The 18,605-nt window shown below is 65.6% G+C and carries 14 protein-coding genes and 2 tRNA genes; 10 read left to right on the top strand and 6 right to left on the bottom strand.

What is annotated here, in order from left to right:
- Positions 1-684 carry a molybdate ABC transporter permease subunit gene (gene modB, locus RH91_RS10410; RefSeq protein ID WP_010162671.1) on the top strand — a complete coding sequence of 228 codons (684 nt, stop codon included), beginning with the start codon at positions 1-3 and terminating at the stop codon, positions 682-684.
- Positions 681-1,454: a molybdenum ABC transporter ATP-binding protein gene (gene modC, locus RH91_RS10405; protein WP_010162670.1), complete on the top strand. Its 774-nt coding sequence runs from the start codon at positions 681-683 to the stop codon at positions 1,452-1,454. The genes modB and modC overlap by 4 nt, the downstream gene beginning before the upstream one ends.
- 1,244 nt (positions 1,455-2,698) lie before the next feature.
- Here the strand turns inward: modC and RH91_RS10400 are convergent.
- Positions 2,699-6,082: a polysaccharide deacetylase family protein gene (locus RH91_RS10400; RefSeq protein WP_029623764.1), complete on the bottom strand. Its 3,384-nt coding sequence runs from the start codon at positions 6,080-6,082 to the stop codon at positions 2,699-2,701.
- A gap of 203 nt (positions 6,083-6,285) precedes the next feature.
- On the opposite strand from RH91_RS10400, the gene RH91_RS10395 reads away from it, so the two are divergent.
- Together RH91_RS10395 and RH91_RS10390 are read left to right on the top strand one after the other, a co-directional pair.
- Positions 6,286-7,581 (top strand): FAD-dependent oxidoreductase, encoded by a 1,296-nt coding sequence (locus RH91_RS10395; RefSeq protein ID WP_010162668.1) that lies wholly within the window; start codon positions 6,286-6,288, stop codon positions 7,579-7,581.
- Positions 7,582-7,641: 60 nt separating this feature from the next.
- Positions 7,642-7,718: transfer RNA gene (locus RH91_RS10390), tRNA-Pro, on the top strand.
- 193 nt (positions 7,719-7,911) lie between these two features.
- Here RH91_RS10390 and RH91_RS10385 read toward each other — a convergent pair.
- Positions 7,912-8,466, bottom strand: coding sequence for a peroxiredoxin (locus RH91_RS10385; protein ID WP_010162666.1), 555 nt, complete (start codon positions 8,464-8,466; stop codon positions 7,912-7,914).
- Positions 8,467-8,602: 136 nt separating this feature from the next.
- Here RH91_RS10385 and lepA point away from each other — a divergent pair, with 136 nt between their 5' ends.
- Positions 8,603-10,426, top strand: coding sequence for a translation elongation factor 4 (gene lepA, locus RH91_RS10380; protein ID WP_010162665.1), 1,824 nt, complete (start codon positions 8,603-8,605; stop codon positions 10,424-10,426).
- 269 nt (positions 10,427-10,695) lie between these two features.
- Here the strand turns inward: lepA and RH91_RS10375 are convergent, their stop codons facing one another.
- Together RH91_RS10375 and rpsU are read right to left on the bottom strand one after the other, a co-directional pair.
- Positions 10,696-11,346 (bottom strand): FKBP-type peptidyl-prolyl cis-trans isomerase, encoded by a 651-nt coding sequence (locus tag RH91_RS10375; protein ID WP_010162664.1) that lies wholly within the window; start codon positions 11,344-11,346, stop codon positions 10,696-10,698.
- 78 nt (positions 11,347-11,424) lie between these two features.
- On the bottom strand, positions 11,425-11,631 hold the full coding sequence (gene rpsU, locus RH91_RS10370; RefSeq protein WP_010162663.1) for a 30S ribosomal protein S21: 207 nt from the start codon (positions 11,629-11,631) through the stop codon (positions 11,425-11,427).
- 153 nt (positions 11,632-11,784) lie between these two features.
- Between rpsU and cysS the strand changes: the two genes are divergently transcribed.
- The 3 genes from cysS (at position 11,785) to RH91_RS10355 (ending at position 15,032) form a co-directional block, all read left to right on the top strand.
- Positions 11,785-13,227, top strand: coding sequence for a cysteine--tRNA ligase (gene cysS, locus RH91_RS10365; RefSeq protein ID WP_010162662.1), 1,443 nt, complete (start codon positions 11,785-11,787; stop codon positions 13,225-13,227).
- Between the two features lie 403 nt (positions 13,228-13,630).
- On the top strand, positions 13,631-14,077 hold the full coding sequence (locus RH91_RS10360; protein ID WP_010162661.1) for a TM2 domain-containing protein: 447 nt from the start codon (positions 13,631-13,633) through the stop codon (positions 14,075-14,077).
- 19 nt (positions 14,078-14,096) lie between these two features.
- On the top strand, positions 14,097-15,032 hold the full coding sequence (locus RH91_RS10355) for an NAD(P)-dependent oxidoreductase (protein WP_010162660.1): 936 nt from the start codon (positions 14,097-14,099) through the stop codon (positions 15,030-15,032).
- Between the two features lie 602 nt (positions 15,033-15,634).
- Here RH91_RS10355 and RH91_RS10350 read toward each other — a convergent pair.
- A complete protein-coding gene (locus RH91_RS10350; RefSeq protein WP_010162659.1) occupies positions 15,635-16,006 on the bottom strand; it encodes a nuclear transport factor 2 family protein in 372 nt (123 codons plus the stop codon).
- 412 nt (positions 16,007-16,418) lie between these two features.
- On the opposite strand from RH91_RS10350, the gene RH91_RS10345 reads away from it, so the two are divergent.
- Positions 16,419-17,789 (top strand): class II 3-deoxy-7-phosphoheptulonate synthase, encoded by a 1,371-nt coding sequence (locus RH91_RS10345; RefSeq protein ID WP_442852553.1) that lies wholly within the window; start codon positions 16,419-16,421, stop codon positions 17,787-17,789.
- A gap of 23 nt (positions 17,790-17,812) precedes the next feature.
- On the opposite strand, the gene RH91_RS22365 is transcribed toward RH91_RS10345, so the two are convergent.
- Positions 17,813-17,959 (bottom strand): lmo0937 family membrane protein, encoded by a 147-nt coding sequence (locus RH91_RS22365; protein ID WP_010162657.1) that lies wholly within the window; start codon positions 17,957-17,959, stop codon positions 17,813-17,815.
- Positions 17,960-18,121: 162 nt separating this feature from the next.
- Here RH91_RS22365 and RH91_RS10340 point away from each other — a divergent pair.
- Positions 18,122-18,196 (top strand) — tRNA-Glu (locus RH91_RS10340).
- Positions 18,197-18,605 lie beyond the last annotated feature (409 nt).

The raw sequence follows: 18,605 nt of genomic DNA, 5'->3' as shown, positions 1-18,605 counted from the left end.
GTGCTGACCGCCGCCGAATGGGATGTCCTCGCGCTCAGCGTGTCGATCGCGGGGCGCGCGGTGCTGGGCGCATTGCCGCTCGCGCTGCTGGCGGGGTGGATGATGGCGCGCACGCGCTTTCCCGGGCGGACGCTGGTCGATGCAGTGCTCCACTCCTCGCTGTTCCTGCCGCCGGTGGTGGTGGGCCTCGTCCTGATCCTGCTGTTCGGGAATGACGGGCCGTTCGGAGCTTTCCTCGCCCGGTTCGGCATCCGGCTGATCTTCACCGCAAACGGTGCGGCGCTGGCGGCGGGGGTGATGGCCTTCCCGCTGATGCTGCGCGCGTGCCGCCAGGCGATCGAAGCGGTCGACCCGCGGATCGAGGCGGTGGCGGACAGCCTGGGCGCAGGTTTCTGGGACCGGACGCTGTCGGTCACCCTGCCGCTCGCCGCCCCCGGGCTGATCGCGGCGGCGGTGATCGGCTTTGCCGCCGCGCTGGGCGAATTCGGCGCGGTCATCACCTTTGCCGCCAACATCCCCGGCGAAACACAGACGCTCGCGCTGGCAATCTACGCCGCGCTCCAGCAACCGGGGGGCGAGGCGGTCGCGCTGCGGCTGGCGGGGATTTCGTTCGGCGTCGCGATCGTCGCGCTGCTGCTGTCCGAGGCGCTGCTGGCCTATGGCCGCAGGCGGAGCGGGCAATGATCTCGATCGCGATCCGCCGCCGTGTCGGCGACTTCCTGCTCGACGTCGCGTTCGAGGGGCCGCGCGACGGCGTGACCGCGCTGTTCGGCCCATCGGGCGCAGGCAAGAGCAGCACCCTCGCCGCGATCGCGGGGAGCGGCACGATCGAGGCGGGCCGGATCGCGCTTGGCGACAATGTGTTGTTCGACAGTGCGTCCGGGATCAACGTCCCGCCGCGCGCGCGGCGAATCGGCTGGGTGTTCCAGGACGCGCGGCTGTTCCCGCACCTGCGGGTCGAGGCGAACCTGCGATACGGGCTGAAACGCGCGCCGGGGCCGCACCGGATCGGGTTCGAGCATGTCGTCGCGGTGCTCGACATCGCCCATCTGCTGCGGCGTGGCGTCCGGGATCTTTCGGGCGGCGAGCGGCAACGCGTGGCGCTGGGCCGCGCGCTCCTCAGCCAGCCGGAACTGCTGCTGCTCGATGAACCGCTCGCCGCGCTCGATGGCGGGCGCAAGGGCGAGATCCTCGCCTATATCGCGCGGCTCAAGGCGGATTTCGCGTTGCCGATGCTTTACGTCACGCACAGCGCGGACGAAGTGCGCGCGGTCGCGGACCATGTCGTGCTGCTCGATCAGGGGCGAGTCGTCTCGACCGGCGATGCGTCGATCGTCGGGGGCGCGCGGATCGACGCGCAGATCGTCGGGCGCGATCAGGACGGCGTGCTGCTGCGTGTTCCGCGCGGGGATATCGCGGCGGGGGACCGGCTCGACCTGTTGATCGGCCGCTGAGCGCGCACCGCACGCCGTCCCGGCGACGGCCGGGGCCCGGCGGCGGAACAGGCGGTGCCACGGTCCGTCCGAAGGTGCCGAGGCCGTCGTACCGGGGCACCGAGGACGCGGGTGATTGAGGTCGTGAACCGATAACAGCGAGCGGCAGCTTCCGCCCATTTTCAGCCGTAGGTTAGCGGATCGTAAATGTCTTGTAGCAGACATAGGCATCTAAATTGCTCTTGTTGGAGTACAGGATGCTTCAGATAATTTGCGGCTGTGTAATGCTCGCTGCCGCACTGATCGCTACGCCAGGATTTGCAGTTCCATCTGCCTGTCCGACTGTCACACGACAGGTAGCCGGATTAAAATTTGTCCATGACATGGACGGCAGCATAAGTATTTATCAGGGGAAGGGCTTCCGCTGGCACCAGGGCCTACCTCCGAAAGGAATGGTTTGGAGAGCGCAAGTCTATGATGAAGTCACCATTGCGGCAGGCGAGAAAAGCCTGACAGAGGCCGCAAACAGCATCGTTTGGTCAAATATCGACCTCGACGGAGACGGAATTAAAGAACTCGTAGTCATAACAAACTTTTTACAGGGGCGCGCCCCTGGTTACAATGTGACGAGCTTACACGTCTTCTGCCAATATAAAAATGATGTTCGCCTTTGCGGAGAAGCAGGTTTTAGCAATCCACCCTTTTTTAACTCGGTGTTACAGGGCGGGGCGCGAGTGCCAGTGACGCACATCCCCTCTTCGGATACCAAGATAGGCCCTGTCGTCATACTAGCAGTGTTTTCCGGACCAAAAAGGGGCCATACGATAGCTGTAATGCCTTATGACAAGGTGCGGTCAGGCCGACATGTCATCGCGGACATATACCGTTGGAGGGGGCCATCCGCTTCTTTTACGCTTTTGTGTCGCGCTCGATAGCAGTCTGCGCGGTGTCTCCTACCCTCATCTGAATTCCAAAAGCTGACTGTCAGCTTTCCACCAATTTTCGCCATTAAACCCGATGCCCCGTTGGCTGACATTTGAGGGGTCACGGCCACCCCCTTTCCGTCACCCCCGCGAAGGCGGGGGTCCATACTGGCTGACGGCGCAGTACAGGCCGGATGGTGCTAATGGATTCCCGCGTCCGCGGGAATGACGATCGGTTTGAGGAAAACTCCGTTCTCTTACCGTGATCCCCGCAACGACCGCTCCCCACCAGACCCTGGCACGCACGTTTACGATCCTAGAGCGCAGGTCAGGAGAACGCCGTCAGACGCTCACCCGCCCGGTCCGCACCAGCTTGCCCCACCCGACGCGCGGCCCGCGCAGCGCCTGCGTGATCGCCTTCAACACCACGTAATACATGATCTGGCGATAACCGAAGCGCTGCGGCACCAGCAGCCATAGCAACCGCCAATCCTCGCGCCGCTCGAGCGCGAAAGCGACCGTCGCGGCGAGCAGGTCGATCAGCGTGAAGACGAGCCAGTAGATCAGCATCTTCTCGACATCGTGCTGCGTCTGCGCCCAGCCATGCGCGAGCACCGCGAGATAGGTCGTCACGAAACTGACGATCAGCGCAAGGTCGATGATCGGCGAGATCGCCGCGAACACGATCTGGAACAGGATCGCCTGCGGCAAGCCCACACGCGCCAGCCCGCGCGGCTTGCCCGTGCCCATGATGACGCCGTGCTTCCACAGGCATTGCAGCGTCCCGAACGCCCAGCGGAAGCGCTGCTTGGCGAGGCCCTTGATCGTCTCGGGGGATTCGGTCCAGGCGACCGCATATTGGTCGTAGGTGACCTTCCACCCGGCGCGCTGGATCGCGATCGTCAGGTCCTGGTCCTCCGCCAGCGTATCGTCGGGATAGCCACCGACCTGCTTGATCGCGGACAGCCGCCACGCGCCGACCGCGCCCGGCACCACCGTCATCGCATCGAGCCGCGCGAGCGCGCGGCGTTCGAGGTTCTGCGCGGTAATATATTCGACCGCCTGGAACCGGGTCAGCAGATTGACGCGGTTGCCGACCTTGGCATTGCCCGCGACCGCCCCGAGCGTGGGGTCGACGAACCAGCGCGCCAGCCGCGCGATCGTCGTCGGTTCGAACTGCGTGTCGGCATCGAGTGCGATCACGATCTCGCCCGTCGCGAGATCCAGCGCGCGGTTGAGCGCGCGCGCCTTGCCGCCGTTTTCGAGCGTCAGCAGTTTCACGCGCGGATCGTCCGCGAAGGCCGCCTGCACCACTGCGCTGGTCGCATCCGACGAACCATCGTCGATCACGATCACCTCGATCCGCACGTCGGTCGAGGCGAGCACGCCGTGCACCGCGCGTTCGATCACCAGTTCCTCGTTGAACGCGGGGATCATCACGGTGACGAAGGTCTGCGGATCGATCGGCGGGAACACCATCCGCCCCTCGCGCCGCGCCTGGACCAGCGCAAGCGCGGACAGGATCACCGCACGCGCGATCCCGATGCTGATCGCAAAGAAGAAGATCCAGCCAAGCGCGACGACGGTCCCGCCGAGCACGCTGAAGATCGCAAGGTTGAACTGCGCCGCGACCTGCTCGCTTTCGGTGATCGGCGGCATCGCGACGTTGCGGGGGATACCGGCAAGCTCGGATACCGGCACGAAGCGATACCCCTTGGCGCGGAGCTGGTCGATGATCGTCGGCAAGGCCGCGACGGTCTGCGACCGGTCGCCACCGGCATCGTGGAGCAGCACGATGTTGCGGCTGCACTGCGGCTCGCCGTTCCCCGTGCAGCGCCCGTCGGGGTCGGTCACCTGGTCGATCGTATTGTCGATGATCGCCTGCGTTCCCGGGCGCTTCCAGTCGCCCGGATCGACGTGGAGGCCGACCGAGATATAGCCGCGGTTCTGCGCCTGGAGCGCCGGGTCGATTTCGTCCGCGGTGGTCGGCTCTGCGTCGCCGAAATAGGGCGCGCGGAACAGCCGTAGCGAATGGCCGGTGAACGCCTGGAACAGCCGCTGCGTGGTGTTGAGCTGGAAGCTCGTCTCGGTTGCCGACGCGCCCGCCATGTTGGGGTGGGTATAGGTGTGGCTGCCGATCTCATGCCCTTCGCGCAACATCCGCTCGAGCAGGCGCCGCTGCGTCAGCGCATTCTCGCCGATCACGAAGAAGGTGCCGGGGACGTGCTTCTCCTTCAGGATGTCGAGCACGCGTGGCGTCCAGGTCGGGTCGGGGCCGTCGTCGAAGGTCAGCGCGATCAGACCCGGGCGATAGCCGGTCCGCGCAACGATATAGGGCGACGGGAGCTGGACGAAATGGACGTCGCCGATCCCGCCGCGCGGATTGGCGATCGCCTGGCGGCTTCCGGTCACGGGGACCCCCGCGATCTTGAGGATCTCGCCGCTGCCCTCGATGTCGACATCGGTTCCCGCCGGAATCGTGTTGATGGCGGACGGCGCGGGCAAGGTGCGATGCGATCGTCCGAAGATCGACCAGAGGCTCGGGTCCTCCGCGCCGAGCCGCCAGACCGCGACTCCGTTGAGCCCGACCCGGTTGAGGAACCGCATTTCGTTATACGCGGATGCCGCATCGAGCAGCCAGACGACGTGGCGGCTCTTGCCCTCCATATAGGCAAAGCTGGTGTTGCCGCTCGCCTTGTCGAACACCGGCATCGCGCTCGATTCGCGCGCGTTCTGCCACGCCTCGTCGATCGAGAGCGGTTCGCCGCCGCCGTCGTGCCAGTCGTAGCCATAGCTGCCGATCGCGACGACGATCTTGTTGCGCGGCACGCCCTTCACCGCGCGCGCGACCGATTGCTCGAACCAGCCCTGCGATGCGATCGGCCCCGAAGCGCCGCCCGTCTCGTGCTCGTCGTACGCCATCAGGAAGACGCGATCGACGATCGCGGTGTAGGCGGCGATGTTCCACCCGCCCTCGCCTTCCGCCGCGCCGATCGGCACCGCGATCGCGATCACCCAATTGTGTTTGGTGAAACGCGCCTTGGCTTCGCGCAGGAAGGTGCGGAAATCGGCTTGGCCACGGGGGCTCAGCTCCTCGAAATCGAAGAACGCGCCGCCCGCTCGGTTCTGCACCAGCCACGGTTCGAGCCGGTCTAGAAACGCCTTGCGCTGCGCGGGCGCGCGCAACAGCGCTTCCATTCCCCTCGCGTCCCAGTCGCCGTTCTTGGCGTTCTGGATCATCGGGAGCAGCAGCGGGCGATGCGTCGAGCGGTTGAGGATCTCGCGCCCCGCGGTGTCGCGGAAGACGGTGATCTGGTGGTTCGCGCCGGTCACCGATACCCAGCCCGGGATCAGCCAGTCGAGTTCGTTGATATGCCGCCGCAGCGACGCGACGCTCGATTCGTCCCACGGGACGTGGAACGCGATCGCAAGCGGCTGGTCGACCGCCGCGCCGACGCCGCGCGGCGGGGCCGCGCCCATCAGCCGTGCATAATCGACGATCTGCCGCCGGGCGCGCCGCAGCAGCGGGTCGTGCGGCGGGGGCAGCTTGGTATAGGCGGCATGCTCCGCCTCGACCGGGAGCAGCGGCGGTGCGGGGACCGCGCCGATCGATACGCCGAGCGCCGCGATCGACAGCAGCATGAGCAGCACGAACGCCGCCACCGCCATCGCGAACCGCCGACGCCTGCGCCCCGAGGCATCATAAAAAATAGGCGCACGACTCATCGGCGAGACATCCCCAGTAATGATCCAGCGGCCTAGCAGCTGGCCTTTAACAATCCGACACAATCGCATCGGTTCTTTCGCATGGCGATAGCGCGACGCCAAGATGACATTGAATTCATTCGGGTCGGACCGGATCGCCCGGCTTCGCCGCTTGGCCCCCTCCTCGCATCCGGCTACGCTTGCCGGACGGGAGAACGAACGGCATGCGACACATCGCGATCATCGGTTCGGGACCGGCGGGCTATTATACCGCGGAGGCGTGCCAGAAGGCGTTCGGCGCGGAATGTCGGGTCGATATCATCGACCGGCTTCCCGTTCCCTATGGCCTCATCCGCACCGGCGTCGCGCCGGACCATCAATCGATCAAGGGCGTCGCGCGGCGCTACGAGGCGGTCGCGCTGAGCGAGACGGTGCGCTTCGTCGGCAACGTCTCGGTCGGCGACGACGTGTCGATCCTCGAGCTGCAGGAACTGTACGACGCGGTCGTCCTCGCGACCGGCGCACCGTCGGACAAGCCACTGGGCGTGCCGGGGGACGATCTGCCGGGCGTGATCGGCTCGGCGGCGTTCGTCGGCTGGTATAACGGGCATCCCGATTTCGCGGACCTCGACCCGCCGGTCCACGGGCGCGACGCGGTGGTGGTCGGCGCGGGCAATGTCGCGCTCGATGTCGCGCGGATCCTCGCCAAGACCGAGGCCGAGTTCGGCGGGTCGGACATCGTCGGCCATGCGCTCGACCGGCTGCGGGGCGCGGAACATGCCACCGTCACGCTGCTCGCGCGCCGCGGGCCGCACCAGATCGCGATGACCCCGAAGGAACTGGGCGAGCTCGCGCACCTGACCCGCGCGGTCCCGCTCGTCGACCCGGCCGACCTGCCCCCGGTCGAGACCGATGCCGCACTCGAACCGGGCCTGCGCAAGGCGGTGGCGCATCTGCGCGGCTTCGCGCAGCCGCAGGATGACAAGACGGTACGGATCGTGTTCGATTTCTTCGCCCGCCCCCTGCAAATCGAGGGCGACACCCACGCGGAGCGCGTGATCGTCGCGCGGACGCGGCTCGACGAAACCGGGCGCGTCGTCGACACCGGCGAGGAATATGCCGTCCCCGCCACGCTGGTCGTCAGCTGCATCGGCTATCGCACCCCGCCGATCGCGGGGGTGCCGTACGACGACGCGCTCGGACGCTTCGCCAATGTCGATGGCCGGATCGCACCGGGGCTCTACGCGGTCGGCTGGGCACGGCGCGGACCGACGGGGACGATCGGCACCAACCGCCCCGACGGCTTCGCCATCGCCGAACGGATCGCAGCGGACGTTTCCTGCGGCAGCGGCAAGCCCGGGCGCGCCGCGCTCGATACGTTGCTCGGCGAACGCGGGGTGGAGATCGTCACCTTCCGCGACTGGCAGAAGATCGAGGCTGCCGAAATCACCCGCGCACGCGCCGGGGCACCGCGCGAGAAGTTCGCGACGATCGCGGAAATGCTCGCGGCGCGGCGCTGAGCGAAGTTTTCGCTTGATCGCAGCCCCCCGCCCGGCTAACCGCTCGCCCCTGCAATGTGTCGGGGCGTGGCGCAGTCTGGTAGCGCACTGGTCTCGGGGTCCAGGGGTCGTAGGTTCGAATCCTATCGCCCCGACCATTGCAGCGATAGCTTCGCCCGAGCGGCTCGAGGCGTGTTCCCCGAATATCTTCCCTCTCTTTTACCCTTCCCCGGCGAAGGCCGGGGCCCAGTAGCGAGAGTTTCGCAAATTGACGCTGCGCTACCTTACCTCGACCTTCACTACTGGGCCCCGGCCTTCGCCGGGGAAGCACCAGCGTTTAGGGGCCGCGCCTCAGCCCTTGTGCTTCGCGCGCCAGTCGCGCACCGCCTGCAGCGTCCCCTCGACATGGCCGACCGGATTGTTCTGCGTCAGCTCGTAAATCACCTCGCCGCCCGGCGCGATGACGTAGGAGGTGCGGCTCGTGATCTTCGAACCCGCCGCGTAGGACACGTCGTAGTTGCTGATCATCGGCGGCGTCGCGGCGGCGACCGGGAAGGCGCTGCGGCATTCTTCCTTGGAGAAGGCATCGATCTTGTCGATCCCGCCCGCGGTCAGCCCGACCAGCGTCGCACCCGCCTTCTTGAAGTCGGCCGCGGCCTCGGCGAACTTGTGCGCCTCGATCGTGCAGCCCGCGGTGAAGGCGGCGGGGAAGAAGTAGACGACGACCGGCCCCTTCTTGAGCGCCGAGGCAAGCGAGAAGGTGAACGGCTTGCCGCCGAGCGCGCCCTGCGTGGTGAAGTCTGGTGCCTTCGCCCCGACCTTGAGCGCGGCATTGGCGGGCATGGCGAAGGCGACGGTCGCCGCCAGCGCGAGGGCGGCAGCGGCATACGGACGGGCGAGCTTCATGCAAATTCTCCTGACGATCCTTGCCCAAGCCTAGCCCGCCCCCTTTTGTTCCGCCAGCGCCATATCGCCCCCGCCATATCGCTCTCCCCCTATCGCTTATGTTGCGTTGGCCCGCGTGCATGCTATCGCCGGAAGCATGACCACCCCGCTCGACCGCATCCGCAACTTTTCGATCATCGCGCATATCGACCACGGCAAGTCGACGCTCGCCGACCGCCTGATCCAGCAGACCGGCGGGCTGACCGCGCGCGAAATGTCCGAGCAGGTGCTCGACAACATGGACATCGAGAAGGAGCGCGGGATCACGATCAAGGCGCAGACCGTGCGCCTCGCCTATCACGCCAAGGACGGTCTCGATTACGTCCTCAACCTGATGGACACGCCGGGGCATGTCGACTTCGCCTATGAGGTGAGCCGCAGCCTCGCCGCGTGCGAGGGCGCGCTGCTCGTGGTCGACGCGGCGCAGGGCGTCGAGGCGCAGACCTTGGCCAACGTCTACCAGTCGATCGAGCATGACCACGAGATCGTGCCCGTCATCAACAAGATCGATCTGCCCGCCGCCGAACCCGAAAAGGTCCGCAAGGAAATCGAGGACGTGATCGGCATCGACGCATCCGGCGCGGTGCTCGCGTCGGCGAAGGCGGGAATCGGCATCGAGGATATTCTCGAGGCGATCGTCACGAAGATCCCGCCGCCCAAGGGCGATCCCGAGGCACCGCTCAAGGCGATGCTGGTCGACAGCTGGTACGATCCGTATCTCGGCGTCGTCATCCTCGTCCGCGTGATCGACGGCGTCCTGAAGAAGGGCCAGCAGATCAAGTTCATGCAGACCGGCACGATGCATCTGGTCGACCGGGTCGGGTGTTTCCGCCCCAAGATCGAGCAGTTGACCGAACTCGGCACGGGCGAGATGGGCTTCATCACCGCGCAGATCAAAGAGGTCGCACAGACTCGCGTCGGCGACACGATCACCGATGCGAAGCGGCCCGCTCTGGAAGCGCTGCCGGGCTTCAAGGAAGTCCAGCCGGTGGTGTTCTGCGGGATGTTCCCGGTCGACGCCGCCGAGTTCGAGAAGCTGCGCGAGTCGATCTCCAAGCTGCGGCTGAACGATGCGAGTTTCTCGTTCGAGATGGAGACGTCGGCGGCGCTGGGCTTCGGCTTCCGTTGCGGGTTCCTGGGGCTGCTGCATCTGGAGATCATCCAGGAGCGCCTGACGCGCGAATACGACCTCGACCTGATCACGACTGCGCCGTCGGTGGTGTACGAGATCGAGCTGACGCACCCCGATCCCGCGGGCACGACGCAAATCGAGTTGCACAACCCCGCCGACATGCCCGAGCCCAACAAGATCGCGACGATCAGCGAGCCGTGGATCGAGGCGACGATCTACGTGCCCGACGAATATCTCGGCAGCGTGCTCAAGCTGTGCCAGGATCGCCGCGGCATCCAGAAGAACCTGACCTATGTCGGCGGCCGCGCGCAGGCGACCTATGAGTTGCCGCTCAACGAAGTGGTGTTCGATTTCTACGATCGGCTGAAGTCGATGTCGAAGGGCTATGCCAGCTTCGATTATCATCAGATCGGCTATCGCGAGGGTGATCTCGTGAAGATGGGGATCCTCGTCAACGAGGAGCCCGTCGATGCGCTGAGCATGATCGTCCACCGCGGCACCGCCGAGGTGCGCGGACGCGGGATGGTCGAGCGGTTGAAGGACCTGATCCCGCGGCATCTGTTCAAGATCCCGATCCAGGCCGCGATCGGCGGCAAGGTCATCGCGCGCGAGACGATCAGCGCGATGCGCAAGGACGTGACCGCGAAGTGCTACGGCGGCGATGCGACCCGCAAGAAGAAGCTTCTGGAAAAGCAGAAGAAGGGCAAAGCGAAGATGCGCGAGTATGGCTCGGTCAGCATCCCGCAGGAGGCGTTCATCGCCGCGTTGCGGATGGGCGACGACGGCTAACGCTTCGGGGTCGGGTTGCCCGCTCCCATGCTAACCGTCATTCGCACGTCCCAAAAACTGCCGTCATGCTGAACTTGTTTCAGCATCGACTGCGCAATGGGCAGAGTCCGGACGCGCGGAGACCTGGATCCTGAAACACGTTCAGGATGACGGACGGTTTTGCAAAACTCTCGCCTTCGCGGGAAGGACGACGTTGGGAAGCCCGTCCAAACGCCAAAAACCCCGACCGAGGCCGGGGTTCTGGTATCACCAGCAATGTGCCGAAGCGCTCAGTTACCCTGAGGAATCGCCCCACCCGGGGCCCCACCCGGAACACCCGCAGGCGCACCCGGCATCGCGCCCGGCGGCATGCCGCCCGGAGCACCACCGCCCTGCTGCATCATTTGCTGCTGCATCTGCTGCTGCTGTTGAAGCTGCTGGACCGCGGCCTTGGAAAGGAAATCGAGCATCTCGATGTCGAACACCAGCGTCGAATGCGCGGGCATCCCCGGACGCGCGGTGTCGCCGTACGCGAGGCTCGGCTTGATCCACACGCGGTATTTGCCGCCCTTGGGGATCAGAGACAGCGCCTCCTCGAACCCGGGAACGACGGCGTGCTCGCCGAGCGGCACCGGGAACGGGCGCTGGCTCTTGTCGAACACGGTCCCGTCGACGAACTTGCCCTCGTAATTGACGAGCGCGACGTCCTGGTCGGTCGGCGGGGCACCGGTGCCCGGCGTGAGCACCTGATATTGCAGGCCCGACGGAGTCTGCTTGACGCCCTTGTTGCGCGCGTTGTGCGCAAGGAAGGTCGCCGCCGGATCGACCGGGGTCTGCACCGCAAGCGCGGCGGCACCGACCGCGGCCACCGCGATGCCGGCCCACAGATACACCAAGACACGCCGCTTGACGGGCTTCAGCGGAACAGCGGTGATCGACATGGGCGCTCCCAGATGGGCGGTCGGGTCAGGGAAGGTAGAGCCTGGCGGGCCAGAAGCGGCCCGCCCGGGACACGGGTCTTACCGTGCGCCGTCACGCTCCATGCGCTTGCGCTCGAGCTTGCGGGCGCGACGAACGGCCGCAGCACGCTCGCGCGCGCGCTTTTCGCTCGGCTTCTCGTAATGACGGCGCAACTTCATTTCGCGATACACGCCTTCGCGCTGCAGCTTCTTCTTGAGCGCGCGCAGCGCCTGGTCGACATTGTTGTCGCGAACGATGATTTGCATAAACCCGAACAGCTCCGAATCGATAGAAAAGCGCCGCCGCGGACATCAGGTCCGCGTCGCAAGGCGTGCGCCCTACACGGCTGGGTTGTAAGTTTCAACCCGTGGCGCAGCTTTTACGTGACTTGCCGGCCCTGCGCTCGCTAAGCGAACACCATGACCGGAACACCCCTTACGCTATATAACAGCCTGACGCGGACGCCAGAGCCGTTCGTGCCGATCGACCCGCGCGTAGTGCGAATCTACACCTGCGGCCCGACCGTCTATAACTATCAGCACATCGGCAACATGCGCGCGTTCCTGTTCGCGGACACGCTGGGGCGGGTGATTCGGTGGAAGGGCTGGCCGACCAAGCACGTCATCAACATCACCGACGTCGGCCACCTGACCAGCGACGCGGATGCGGGCGACGACAAGATGGAAAAGGCCGCCGCCGCGCAGGCCAAGTCGATCTGGGAGATCGCCGCGCATTATACGGCGGCGTTCAAGGACGACGTGGCACGGCTCAACATCGAGCCGCCCGCCGAGTGGACCGTCGCGACCGATCACATCCCGCAGATGATCGACTTCGCCAAGACGATCGAAAAGGACTGCTATCTTATCGAAGGCGGCCTCTATTTCGACACCAGCAAGGTGCCGCATTATGGGGCGCTCGCGCGAGCGACAACGGATCTGGACGAGAGCCGGGGCGAAAGCCGGATCGACCCGGTATCGGGCAAGCGCAACGCCGCCGATTTCGCGATCTGGCGGCGCTCGCCACCGGGCGAGCAACGCCAGATGGAATGGGATTCGCCGTGGGGCAAGGGCGCGCCGGGCTGGCACCTCGAATGCTCGGTGATGAGCCTCCAGCATCTCGGACACCCGTTCGACATTCACACCGGCGGGATCGACCACCGCGAGATCCACCATCCGAACGAGATCGCGCAGAACCAGGCGTTCTGTTCGTGCGAGGATACCGGCGCGCGGATCTGGATGCACAACAATTTCCTGGTCGACCGCGGCGGCAAGATGTCCAAGTCGACCGGCGCGTTCCTCCGAATGCAGACGCTGGTGGATGCGGGCTTCCACCCGCTCGCCTACCGGCTGATGTGCCTGCAGGCGCACTATCGTAGCGAACTCGAGTTCACCTGGGAGAACCTCGCCGCCGCCTTCACGCGGCTGAAGCGGCTGGTGATCGCGCTCGACGCCCTGCGCGCCCGCGACGACGGGACGCTCAAGGGCGATGCCGAGCCCTATCTCGCGCGGCTCGAGGAAGCGGTGGCGGACGATCTCAACACGCCGCGCGCACTGACCGTGCTCGACGAGCTGATCGCGGACAAGAAGCTGTCTCCGACGGTGCGGATCGGCGCGATCGGGGATTTCGATGCGGTGCTGGGGCTGCGACTGGCGACGCTGACGCGGGGCGATATGCGGTTGCGGCCGGTGGATGCGACGATCGACGCGGCGACGATCGAGACGCGGATCGCGGAACGCAAGCAGGCGCGGATCGACAAGGATTTCGCTGCATCGGACGCGATCCGCGATTCGCTCGCCGCGGCGGGGGTCGAGGTGATGGACGGCGATGCGCTGGGCTGGGACTGGAAACTCGGAGCTTATTAGGGCGCCGGCTGGGGAGCGTCGTCTCCGCTAGCGTGCCACCGTAGTGAGCAAGCCGCCGCCCCAACCTCCGTCATTCCCGCAAAACGAAATCTCTGCATAATTGCAAACGGACGTTTGGTCGTCATTCCTCGTTCAAAAGCTTCCGTCATGCTGAACTTGTTTCAGCATCCACCGCGCAACAGGCATCGTCTGGAATCGCGGAGGGCTGGATCCTGAAACAAGTTCAGGATGACGGACCTTTTTTCGAGGCCTCGCCTCCGCACGGCTGACGTCCGTTTTGGCAACGGTTGTGTCTCCCCTGCTTCCTTGTCCTCCCCCACCAGAAACGAAGAGAGAACACCCCCTTCCCTTCGGCCCCGCTCGCGCTAAGCTGCCCCCCGGACACTACCGGGGGGACGTGACGATGCAGGGCAAGGTCTTGGGGTTCGACACCAATAGCGCCGAGGGCATGATCAGCGCCGAGGACGGACGCCGCTACGCCTTCACGCCCGCCGACTGGCGCCACCGCAGCCCCCCGCAGAGCGGCCAGCGCGTCGATTTCGAGGCGCAGGATGGCCGCGCGACCGGCATCTATGTCACGGGCGGCGGCGCGATGACCGCCGACAAGAACCGCTTCGTCGCCGCGCTGCTCGCCTTCTTCCTCGGCACGCTCGGGCTCCACAAATTCTATCTCGGGCAGGTCAGGGCCGGGATCATCATGCTGTGCGTCGCGGTATTCGGGTCGATCCTGTTCGGCGTGCCGACCGCGATCATCGCGGTGATCGCGCTGATCGAATGCATCATCTATCTCGCCACGCCCGACGAGGCGTTCGAGCGCAAATATGTCGAGGGCCATACCGCCTGGTTTTGATCGTTCCGAAAGGTCGTTGATGAAAGTCGTCCTGCCCGCGCTTGCCCGCCAGTTACTTGAACCGCGGCTTCCCGCCGGACTCGACATCAGCTGGGTCGCGACACGGGCGGAGGCGACTGCGGCGATGGTCGACGCCGACATCGGCTGGGTCGATCTGTACCCGCACGGGCTGACTCAGGAAGCGGTTGCCGCCGCGAAACGGTTGCGCTGGCTGTTCACCGCGATCGCCGGAATCGAATCGCTCGATCTCGTGGCGCTGCGCGACGCGGGGACGATCGTCACCAACGGCGCCGGGATCAACGCGATCGCCGTCGCCGAATATGCGGTGATGGGCGTGCTGGTCGCCGCCAAGCGGTACGACGACGTTGTGCGGATCGCCGACCGGCGCGAATGGCCCGATTCGGCCCCCGGACGGCAGGAACTGTTCGAAACCCGCGCGCTCGTCGTCGGCTATGGGGCGATCGGGCGGCTGATCGGCGACCGGCTCGCCGCGTTCGGGGTTGCGGTGACCGGCGTCACGCGCTCGGGCCGCGACGGAACGCTGACGCCGGATGCGTGGAAACCGCGACTCGCTGAATATGACTGGGTGATCCTCGCCGCGCCTTCGACCGGAGACACAAAGGCGGCGATCGGAGCTCCCGAACTGGCGGCGATGAAGGCGAGCGCATGGCTCGTCAACATCGCGCGCGGCGACATGGTCGATCAGGATGCCTTGATTGCCGCGCTCGATGGCAAGAGGATCGCGGGCGCGTTCCTCGATACGGTCGACCCCGAACCGCTCCCGCCGGAGCATCCGTTGTGGACCACCCCGAACGTGATCCACTCGATGCACCTCGCGGGACGCAGCCAGACCAAGATGTTCGTTCGCGCGGCCGAGCTGTTCCTGCGCAACCTCGCCAAATTCCAGGCGGGGGAGATGATGGAGAATGTCGTCGATCTCGACGCGGGCTATTGAGGCGCGGGAACAGGGCGCCGCCCCGGATATAGGCCAGAAGGGACTGGCAGGCGAAGATATCCGTCCATCCAGCACGACCGCGCGCTACCCGGCCCTAGCGACGCCTCCGCCGCAAGACGAAAAACCGCGATGGCCGGTCGCCGCAGCCCCCGCCTTCCCGCGATCCCGCTTTAGTTTGCGCCCTTGAGCGACTTGTCCAACATCATGAGTTCGATCGGGGTAAGGCCCGCCCGCGGATCGTCGTTCAGGCGTCTGGGAGCCTGGAAAGTCCGCCGGAATGAACCCGAGCCTAATGTTTTACGCACCATTTTTTGTGCTTCCTGAAGAGCATGTTAACCAGTCGGGCATCGAAACGACGCACGCCGTCGCTGGTTCCCACGAAGCGACATTCGGCGGCTGGCGGCGTGTGTCAGAACGGTACGGGCGGTGCCCTGTCGTACGGTTCCGGCGGACCCGACACAGGCAAGACGCATCTGCACCCAAATGCCGGCTATCAGAACGATGCGAAACCTCGCCTCATGGCAGGGACGGCACCTCATCGACGAAACGACGATATCCCGCCTTTCGGCGCTCGCGGTCGTCCCAGGTCCGGCCCCGTACGCTCAGCGTGTCGGTGCCGGATCGAAGAAGAACCAGTGCTCGTGAATCTTGCCGTCAAGGATGCGCACGGTATCCGCGCCGCTCATGGTGACCTGTCCCGGAGGTCCGCCTTTCCAGCGGGTCACGGCAACACCGTGATGGCCGAGCGTAGGGCCGGTGACCTCGAACCGGAAACCCGGCGGCATGTCTGCAAGGACATCGGCGACGGTGTCCGAAATGGCGGCATGTCCCGTGATCGACCGTTCGGGTTCGTAGATGCGCGCCTCGGGGTGATAGAGCGTCGCTATCGCAGCGATCCGCTTTTCACCGTCATGCTCGTTCCAGACCCGTTCGATGCTGGCTTCGAGCAGTCCCGTTGCGATCTCTTCGGTCATATCGGTTTCCCGTAGCTGTTTGTCCGCGCTGCCCTGCGGTGCCGACGATGAAGCTCAGACATGACATGGTATCAAATGATCGCCAGCAATAACAAACACCGCCCGACCAGTCCCGGACAAGGGGAGTGTCCGCCAATTACCCAGCAAGGGAAAATCGGAGTTGCGCCTTTTACCCAACCTGGGTAATGCACTGCGCATGACGACGATGGCCGGCCTTAAGATCAAACGCTTCCGTGAAGAACGCGGGCTCACCCGCGCCGCCTTCGGGGCGTGGTATGGCGCGCCGGGGTCGACCGTCCAGGGCTGGGAAGAGGATGGCAAGCGCGCCAGCGGCCCGGTGGTCAACCAGATCGCCGCCAACGCCATCGCGGCACACGCCGACTGGTATGTACAGATTCGCATGGAGAATGACATGAGCAGCTGGGCCCCCGATAGCTGGACCCGCGCCGAGGCGCGGCAAATGCCAACCTATGAGGATCCCGCCGCGCTCGACGCCGCGACCGCGCAGCTCAGCACGTTCCCGCCGCTCGTCTTCGCGGGCGAGGCGCGCAACCTGACCGCCGATCTCGCGCGCGTCGCCGAGGGCAAGGCGTTCCTCCTCCAGGGCGGCGATTGCGCCGAGAGCTTCGCCGAGCATAGCGCGAACAACATCCGCGACACGTTCCGCGTGATCCTGCAGATGGCGGTCGTGCTCACCTTCGCGTCGAAGCTGCCGACGGTAAAGCTCGGCCGCATGGCGGGGCAGTTCGCCAAACCGCGTTCGGCCGACACCGAGACGATCGGCGACGTCACCCTGCCCGCCTACCGCGGCGACATCGTCAACGACATCGCCTTCACCCCGGACGCCCGCGCGAACGATCCGCAGCGGATGATTCGCGCGTACAGCCAGTCGGCGGCGACGCTCAACCTGCTGCGCGCGTTCGCAGGCGGCGGCTATGCGAACCTGCACCAGGTCCATCGCTGGACGCACGATTATATGGGCCGCAGCCCGTGGGCGAAGAAGTTCGCCGACGTCGCCGACCGGATCGGCGAGGCGCTCGACTTCATGGAAGCGTGCGGGATCAGCCCCGAGACGGTGCCGCAGCTCGCGCAGACGAGCTTCTACACCAGCCATGAGGCGCTGCTGCTCCGCTACGAACAGGCCCTGACCCGGCAGGATTCGCTGACCGGCGACTGGTATGACACGAGCGCGCATTTCCTGTGGATCGGTGATCGCACGCGCTTCGAGGGTAGCGCGCATGTCGAATATCTCCGCGGGATCGGCAATCCGATCGGGATGAAGTGCGGCCCGAGCCTCGAGCCAGACGCGCTGCTGCGCTTGCTCGACACGCTCAACCCGTCGCGGATCCCGGGGCGGATGACGCTCATCACCCGCTATGGCCACGACAAGATCGAGGCGGGCCTCCCCAAGCTGGTGCGCGCGGTGCTGCGCGAGGGGCATCCGGTGGTGTGGAGCTGCGATCCGATGCACGGCAATACCGTGAAGGCAGCGACGGGGTACAAGACCCGGCCGTTCGATCGGATCCTGGCAGAAGTACGCGGGTTCTTCGCGGTGCATCGCGCCGAAGGGTCGATCGCGGGCGGAATCCACGCCGAGATGACCGGGCAGAACGTCACGGAGTGCACCGGCGGTGCGGTCGACGTGACGGAACAGTCGCTGGCGGATCGCTACCACACGCATTGCGACCCGCGGCTCAACGCCGGTCAAAGTCTGGAGCTTGCGTTCCTGCTGGCGGAAATGCTGAACGTCGAGATGGCGGAACGGCGGCGGGCGGCGGCCTGAGCCGCCCCCCGCCCCCCGTCGAACTATACCGCCGAGCGGCCCTGCAGCAGGCGCACAACCACGACGATCGCGGCGATCACGAGCAAGAGGTGGATCAAACCACCGCCGATGTGAACAGCAAAACCAAGTGCCCAGAGCACCAGCAGAATGACTACGATCGTCCAGAGCATGAAACTTCCCTTCTGAAAACCCGGCCCCTCGCCGGAACGGACGACAGTTCGTCCGACACCGAAACAAACGTGGCAATACGGTTCGAGTTCCGGCCACCAGACAGCACGGCACAACGGGTTGACGCGGCGGCCCGGGCTGCGTAAGGACGCCGCTTCGCTAACGGCCCCTTCGTCTAGCGGTTAGGACGACGCCCTCTCACGGCGTAAGCACGAGTTCGATTCTCGTAGGGGTCACCAGCTTCCGGCCTAGGACCGGAAAGCCAACATCAATCATCGCATTGGCTCTCCGCGGTATATCGGGGCGTGACCTGGTCCGCTTGAACCGGCTACCGCGTGTCGGACAACAGCCTCAGCATGCCCCCCATTGGTTGCGGCGAAAGTTCCCTCTTTCAGCACCCCGTCCTCGATCGCCGCCCTGCGTCAAGCGGCGACACCCTTCGTTCCTTCGGTTTGCGTATCGCGTTTTTTCCCAAGATGATGACGCGCTTGGGTAACGGCCGATCAACCGCGAACCTGTCCTTTCGAACGTTGACGATCCTGGCCTTCGGCACCCCCCGGCTTGAGCGCGGATGGGATTGCTTTCGCACCGGCAGGCTCGCCGTCGCGAAAGGCACGCGTGCGTCGAACCTCCGCCGGATCCGACGCG

The sequence above is a fragment of the Sphingomonas sp. PAMC 26617 genome (assembly GCF_000242835.1).
GTDB lineage: Bacteria > Pseudomonadota > Alphaproteobacteria > Sphingomonadales > Sphingomonadaceae > Sphingomonas.
The sequence above is the reverse complement of the archived record's forward strand: the minus strand, read 5'-3'. Positions and strand labels throughout refer to the sequence as shown.